This is a genomic window from Cupriavidus sp. 01L46 (assembly GCF_056399905.1).
The window spans coordinates 1-6,751 of sequence record NZ_JBFTSF010000309.1; the positions used below are offsets into that span (position 1 = coordinate 1).

Here is a 6,751-nt window from a genome sequence, read left to right on the forward strand (position 1 = left end):
CCTGACCCACACTACCGTCTCGCCACCTCGCGCTCCACTGCGGGGACGGGGCGCGTTCATACCATCTTTTCTTTACGAGTAAAGAAAAGTGACATCTCACACGTTCCAAAACGGCCAACCCCGTACAGCCGCGCCAGCAGCTAGAAGCAGTAAAACCCCACCCATAAGAGGCACCCCCGCGTTAGCGGGCTACACGCACGCATGCACCCCCCAACACCCCGTCCGCCCCGACTCAAGGACTCAAAGATTCAAGGACTCAAAGCCGGATGCTTCAGCGCATGCGCTGTCTCCGCCAGATGCGCCCGAAAGCTCCCCTCATCCCGCTTCAACCCTAGCTCGCCATACCGATAGGCCATCGCCAGCGCCTGGATCGATTCCGGATGCTCGCGCTCGGCCGCGGCCTCGTACCACGCCACCGCGCGGGCCTCGTCGCGCGGCACGCCCGCCGCTTCGCGATAGGCGTTGGCCAGCATGAACATCGCCTGGGGCACGCCGGCATCGGCGGCCAGCTCGAACCAGCGCGCGGCCGCGGCCGGGTCCGGTGCGCGCCCATAGCCGCCACGGTGCAGCAAGCCGAGGTAGTACGCAGCCCCGGTATTGCCAGCGGCGGCGGCCAGCTCGAAGTGGTGCCAGGCCGCCGCCGCGTCGGGCGCGCGCTGCGCATCGCCGAGGAAAGCCGCCTTGCCCAGCACGAAATGCGCGCGTGCATCGCCCGCGCCGGCGGCCTGCTTCAGCCAGTCCCGGCCTTCGGCATGCGCCGCCGCATCCCCGCTTGCCCATAACGCCTCACCAAGCGCGGCCTGGGCCGCGCCCTCCCCCGCCCGCGCCGCCTGGCGCAGCGCCGCGAGCGCCTCTTCGTCGCCGGCCGAGCCGGCCAGCGTCTGCCACTGGGCAAGCTGCGCGTGGCGCGCGCTGGCATGCTCGCGCCATGCCGATGCCCCGCCTACGCAGCCTGCCGCCACCGCGACCGCCACCAGCGCGGCAGCGATGACCGGATGCAGGCGGCGCTGACGGGCCTGGCGGCGCACAGGCGCACTGCATGCCGGTGCCGTCGTTCCCTTCATTGGCGTATTCGTTGCCGTGCTCATTGCCGTGGTCAGTGCCGTGGTCATTGCCGCCTTACTGGTTGAGGTCGACGCTGTACAGCGACAGGTTCTTGGTGGTGTCGTAGCTCGCCTGCTCCAGCGCGATATTGGCGAGGCCGGCGGCCTGTGCCTGCGCCAGCTGGCCTGGCGCAGAAGCAAACACCACCTTGCCGGCCGTGGCCACCTTGGTGAAGCGCCAGCTGCGCGCGCCGCCGTTGGTGGCGCGCGTGATGGCGCCGGCCTTCTTGATGTAGGCKATCAGCACATCGCGGCTGGCATCCGGCGACGCATAGACCGTCTTGCTGCCGTCCAGGCCGGGGAAATTACCGCCGCCGCTGGCGCGGTAGTTGTTGGTGGCCACGATGAACTGCTGGCTGGCGTCGAGCGGCACGCCCTTGTATGCGAGGTTCTTGATGCGGCTGCCCTCCGGCTGCGTCACGTCGATCTCGTACTGCAGGTCGGGCGAGGTGAACATGTCGAAGTTGTAGCCAGGGAAGCTGCTGATGAGCGGCTGGTCGGCGGTCTTGGCCGGGTCGATCAGGTTGAAGCGCTTGGCGGCGGTCTCCAGCCAGGCCTTGACGTCGCTGCCGCTCACCTTCACCGCGTAGATGGTGTTGGGGTAGAGGTAGAGATCGGCCGCATTGTTGATGGCGAGGTTGCCGGACTGCACATCGGTGTAGTCGTTGCCGCCGCCAAAGCCGCTCTTGAACGGCGCCGAGACGGACAGCACCGGCAGCGCGGCCAGGGCCGGCAGGTTGGCGGCGATGTAGTCCTTCACGTAGGCCGCCTGCGCCTGGTTGACGATCTGGATCGCGCCGGGATCGCCCACATCGGCGAAGTACGTGCTCATGCGGTAGTCGGTAGTGCCGATCGGGGTCTTCACGTAGGCGATGGTGGCCTGGTGCTCCGCATCGACCGCGGCCGCCACGCTGGCATCGGCCGCCACATAGCTCTTGTCGGCATTCTGGATCGAGCGCGCCTGCACCGTGGTAGCGCTCTTGTCGACCACCCAGCGGTTGCCATCATGCGCGAGCTGCAGCTTGATCACGCCGAGGCGGCGGCCCCAGTAGTCGGCCATCACGGTAGGCACGCCGTTGACCGTGCCGCGCACCTTGTCCACGCCTGGCAGGTTGAACTGCGCTACCGTGCTGGTGGCATCGGGGAAGACCTGGTGCGAGTGGCCGATCAGCATGGCGTCCACGCCGGCCACCTTGGACAGGTGCCAGCTGCCGTTCTCCATGGTGGGCGAGTAGGCGGAGGCATCGAGCCCGCCGTGCGAGATCACCACCACCAGGTCGGCGCCCTTGGCGCGCATCTCCGGCACGAACTTCTCGGCGGTTTCCTTCACGCCCTCGGTGTAGACCTTGCCGTCGAGCCAGCGCTTGTCCCAGCTCATGATCGCGGGCGGGGTGAATCCGATGATGCCGACCTTGACCGGCACCGTGACGACCTTGCCGTCGGGCCCCGTGGCGGTGATCTGGCGGGTGATGATGGTGTACGGCTGGAACAGCGGCGCGCGCGTGCGCACGCTGTACACGTTGGCCAGCACCTGCGGGAAGGCCGGCCCGGCGCACGGCGTCTGCACGGTCGGGTCGGGCAGGCCATCCACGTTGAAGCGGTTGCCCGTGACCTGGTTCAGATAGCCCAGGCCGTAATTGAACTMGTGGTTGCCGATGCCGCCACCGTCGAACTTGGCCGCGTTCATCACCTTGTACATGGCCAGGGTCTCGCCGCACTTGAGCGGGTTGACCTGGGCCTGGTAGTCGGCCAGCGCCGTGCCCTGGATGGTGTCGCCGTTGTCCAGCAGCAGYGTGTTGGGAAATTCGGCGCGCGCCTGCTTGATCAGGGTTGCCACGCGCTCGAAGCCGAAGGATTTGTCCTCGGCCAGCTTGAAGTAATCGTAGCTGCGCACATTGGTGTGCAGGTCGGTGGTTTCCAGCAAGGCCAGCGTGGCCTTGGTACCGGCCGAGACGCTATCGGCCTGCGGCGTGACACCCGTGCCCGTGCCGGGGCTGGCGGGGCTGTCATCGGAGCCGCAGGCGGCCAGCAGCGCGGTGGCCACGATAGCGGCACCCAGCGCGGCCGCGGTGGGCACCGCAAGGATGGGGGACGAAGCGGGCGCGGCGCGCGCGGGTAGAACGTCGGTCGGACTGCGGTGCATTTGTGGCTCCCTTCTTTATTGTTGTGCCTGRAGCCGGACATTGTCCCGAGCGCAAATGGCAGCAGAGTGACGCTCGCGTTACACCACTGTGACGACGGGCCACTGGCAGCAGGCGCACCCGGACGGCCCGCCGATATGCCCTGTCCTGACCCAATGTGCCATTGACGCCGCGTTATATACCGTCATATATTGCGCATTTGGCGGGCACATCTGGCGGGCATATTCCGGCCTGGCTCGCACCTGCTATCCAACCCGCTTCCGGCYACCCCCGCCATGCCCATGCTCCCGATTTCCGCTCCGTTGCCTGCCCAGTCCCGCCAGCCGCGCGGCGCCCGACGCGCCTCCTCGCTGGCGGCCAGCCTAGTGCTGTCCGCCACCCTGGCGCTGTCCGCCCCGGCCGCCTTCGGCGCAGACCTGGTGGTCTCCGCCGCGGCCAGCCTGACCAATGCCTTCAAGTCGCTCGCCGAATCCTACGAACGCGCGCACCCCCAGACCAAGGTGATCCTTAACTTCGGTGCCTCCGATGTGCTGATGCAGCAGATCGTCAATGGCGCGCCGGCCGATGTGTTTGCCTCGGCCGACCAGGACGCCATGAACAAGGCCGTGACCGAGCGCGTGGTGCAGCCGGCGTCGCGCCGCGATTTCGCCGCCAACCAGCTCGCGCTGATCCTGCCGGCTGACAGCAAGCTGGAAGCGGGCAAGCTGCAGGACCTGGCCCGCCCCGAGTTCAAGCGCGTGGCCTTCGGCAACCCGGCGTCGGTGCCGGTGGGCCGCTATACCAAGGGCGCGCTGGAAGCGGCGGGCGTATGGGATGCGGTCTCGGCCAAGGGCGTGATGGCGCAAAACGTGCGCCAGAGCCTGGATTACGTGGCGCGTGGCGAAGTCGATGCCGGCTTCGTGTTCGCCACCGATGCGGCGATCATGCCGGACAAGGTCAAGGTAGCGCTGCGGGTGCCGACGCGCCAGCCGGTCACGTATCCGATTGCCATCACCTCGCACTCCAGGCAGCCCGAGCAAGCCGCGGCATTCCTCGGCTATGTGACGTCGCCAGAAGGCCAAGCGGTGCTGGCCAAGTATGGTTTTCTCAAACCGTAAGCCGCAAGCCGCAAGCCATAATCGCTGGTCCTTGCCCGCAGCCCCGGCGCCCGGGCGCGCCGCCAACCTGAATCCACCTACCTTGCCGCCTGCCTGGCTCCCCGCCGGCAGGCGTTTATGCTGATGACCTCCCTGGAAGCTGTCTGGGTCCCGCTGTCGCTGTCGCTCAAAGTCGCGGGCTGGGCCACCGTGCTCAATGCCGTGCTGGGCGTGGGCGCGGCCTTTGCACTGTCGCGCTGGCAATCGGCCGCGCGCGACGTGGTCGACGCCCTGCTCACGCTGCCGCTGGTGCTGCCGCCCACCGTGCTCGGCTACTACCTGCTGGTGCTGGTCGGGCGCCGCGGCGTGTTCGGCGAGTGGCTCGGCCGGCTTGGCATCGAACTGGTCTTTACCTGGCAAGGCGCGGTGCTGGCCTCCACCATCGTGGCCTTCCCGCTGGTGCTGAAGTCGGCCCGCGCCGCCTTCGAAGGCGTGGACTCGCAGCTTGAGGACGCCGCGCGCGTGCTCGGCACGTCCGAGGCCGGCATCTTCTTTCGCGTGACGCTGCCGCTGGCGTCACGCGGCATCATCGCCGGCGTGCTGCTGGCCTTTGCCCGCGCGCTGGGCGAGTTCGGCGCCACGCTGATGGTGGCGGGCAACCTGCCCGGGCGCACGCAAACGCTGTCGGTCGCCATCTACGAAGCCGTGCAGGCCGGCGACGACAACACCGCCAACCTGCTGGTGCTGGTCACCTCCCTCACCTGCGTGGTGCTGCTGGTGGCCGCCGGGCGGCTGATGCCGCCCACCCGCAAAATGTACCGGTAGGCCGCCATGACCATGCAAGTCACCGTACGCAAGCAGCTCGGCTCCGCCGACCGCCATTTCGGGCTGGATATCGCCTTCGATTCGGAAAGCAAGCGCATTGCACTGTTTGGCCCCTCCGGCGCGGGCAAAAGCCTGACGCTGCGCGCCATCGCCGGATTGCTCACGCCGGACAGCGGCCGCATCGTGCTCAACGGCCGCACCCTGTTCGACAGCGAGACTCACGTCAATGTGCGCCCGCAGGAGCGGCGCGTGGCCTATCTGTTCCAGGACTACGCCCTGTTCCCGCATTTGACGGTCGCGCAGAACATCGCCTTCGGGCTGAAGCGGGGCTGGCGCAACCCGAGCCGCAACACGCACCACCCGGAAGCGCAACGCTGGATCGATGCGTTTGGCCTTGGCGCGATCACCAGCAACTATCCCGGCGAGATCTCCGGCGGCCAGAAGCAACGCGCCGCGCTGGCGCGCGCGCTAGCGGCGCGGCCCGACATTGTGCTGCTGGACGAGCCGTTCTCCGCGCTGGACCCGGCGCTGCGCGTGCGCATGCGCGCCGAGCTGCGCGCGCTGCAAGCCAGCCTGGAAGTGCCCATGCTGGTGATCTCGCACGACCCCGACGACGTGGAAGCCCTCGGCGACCACGTGCTGGAAGTGCGCGAAGGCCGCATCTTTGGCGCCGCGCCCGTGAAGGGGCATCCACAGGTGTACGCGCCCGTCTCGGCGCGTGCGGTCTGAGGCCGGCTCTGTGGGGCCGGCTCAGTGAGGCCCGTTCGGTGAGGCCCGTTCAATGAGGCCAACTCAAGCCCCGGCCGAGCGCAGCAGGTCAACGTAAGCGGTTTCAATTAATTGCCCTCGCGTTATGCCCAGCTTGCCCAGCAACGCATGCGCCTCGGCAATGCCGGCCTGGCCCGGCTCGCCCTCGGCCAGCACCACCTCCAGCTCCAGGAAATCCCCCAGCCCCTCCACGCGGTCCAGATGCACGCGCGTGCGGCCCACCAGGAACAAGGTGCGCGCCTTGCGCACGCGCCCGCTCTCGCCCCACGCCGCCGCCAGTGCGGCGCGCAGGGAATCGGGCTCGGCCGTGGGCGAGAGGATGTAGTGGCTCTCCTTGGGCCCGGCCTGGTCGGCGCGCGCGTAGAAGATCAACTGGCCTTCGCCGGACGGAAAGACACGTAACTTGAGCCGCCCGTTGGGGCAGGCAAAGAAGGTGTCGTCCTGCAGGATCAGCTCCGGGCCATGGTCGGCCAGCGGCGCGACCCGTGGCAACAGCGCGTCCACGCTGGCGATACGCGCCTTGATTTCTATGTTGCTTGGCATGGTCGTCGGGTATTCAGAAAATCAGGCAGACAGCAGCTTGGCGGCCATCACCCACATGGTGATGCCGATGACAATCTCCAGCACGCGCCATGCCGATGGCCTGGCGAACACCGGCCTGAGCAAGGCACCGGTTTGCTTCGTGCAGATTCCTGTGCATCGTCGGTTTGATCTTGGTTTTCCTGGATTTTTTGGTTTTTTGGGTCTTCTTGGTCTTCTTGGTTTTCTTGCGTCGGCTGCCTGGCCGTGATTTCTGCCTGCGGCTCGGTTATCCTTGCGCGCATGCAAACACCATCCC

General features: G+C 67.5%; 6 protein-coding genes and 1 pseudogene. 3 read left to right on the forward strand and 4 right to left on the reverse strand.

Features of this window, described 5'->3' with window-relative positions; translation table 11 throughout:
- Positions 1 to 248: 248 nt before the first annotated feature.
- Together AC1DS3_RS32595 and AC1DS3_RS32600 are read right to left on the reverse strand one after the other, a co-directional pair.
- Positions 249 to 1,064, reverse strand: coding sequence for a tetratricopeptide repeat protein (locus AC1DS3_RS32595; protein WP_441641374.1), 816 nt, complete (start codon positions 1,062 to 1,064; stop codon positions 249 to 251).
- A gap of 55 nt (positions 1,065 to 1,119) precedes the next feature.
- Positions 1,120 to 3,246 carry a bifunctional 2',3'-cyclic-nucleotide 2'-phosphodiesterase/3'-nucleotidase gene (locus AC1DS3_RS32600; RefSeq protein WP_477128777.1) on the reverse strand — a complete coding sequence of 709 codons (2,127 nt, stop codon included), beginning with the start codon at positions 3,244 to 3,246 and terminating at the stop codon, positions 1,120 to 1,122.
- A gap of 273 nt (positions 3,247 to 3,519) precedes the next feature.
- On the opposite strand from AC1DS3_RS32600, the gene modA reads away from it, so the two are divergent.
- From modA to AC1DS3_RS32615, 3 genes are all read left to right on the forward strand, one after another.
- Positions 3,520 to 4,341: a molybdate ABC transporter substrate-binding protein gene (gene modA, locus AC1DS3_RS32605; protein WP_441641360.1), complete on the forward strand. Its 822-nt coding sequence runs from the start codon at positions 3,520 to 3,522 to the stop codon at positions 4,339 to 4,341.
- A gap of 132 nt (positions 4,342 to 4,473) precedes the next feature.
- Positions 4,474 to 5,145 carry a molybdate ABC transporter permease subunit gene (modB, locus tag AC1DS3_RS32610; protein WP_441641375.1) on the forward strand — a complete coding sequence of 224 codons (672 nt, stop codon included), beginning with the start codon at positions 4,474 to 4,476 and terminating at the stop codon, positions 5,143 to 5,145.
- A gap of 6 nt (positions 5,146 to 5,151) precedes the next feature.
- Positions 5,152 to 5,874, forward strand: a complete 723-nt coding sequence (locus tag AC1DS3_RS32615) for an ATP-binding cassette domain-containing protein (protein ID WP_441641361.1) — start codon at positions 5,152 to 5,154, stop codon at positions 5,872 to 5,874.
- Positions 5,875 to 5,937: 63 nt separating this feature from the next.
- Here the strand turns inward: AC1DS3_RS32615 and AC1DS3_RS32620 are convergent, their stop codons facing one another.
- Together AC1DS3_RS32620 and AC1DS3_RS32625 are read right to left on the reverse strand one after the other, a co-directional pair.
- Complete coding sequence (locus AC1DS3_RS32620) at positions 5,938 to 6,456, reverse strand: class IV adenylate cyclase (RefSeq protein ID WP_441641362.1); 519 nt, start codon at positions 6,454 to 6,456, stop codon at positions 5,938 to 5,940.
- A gap of 21 nt (positions 6,457 to 6,477) precedes the next feature.
- Positions 6,478 to 6,582, reverse strand: a pseudogene (locus tag AC1DS3_RS32625) (amino acid transporter); the annotation flags it as partial.
- Between the last annotated feature and the right edge of the window lie 169 nt (positions 6,583 to 6,751).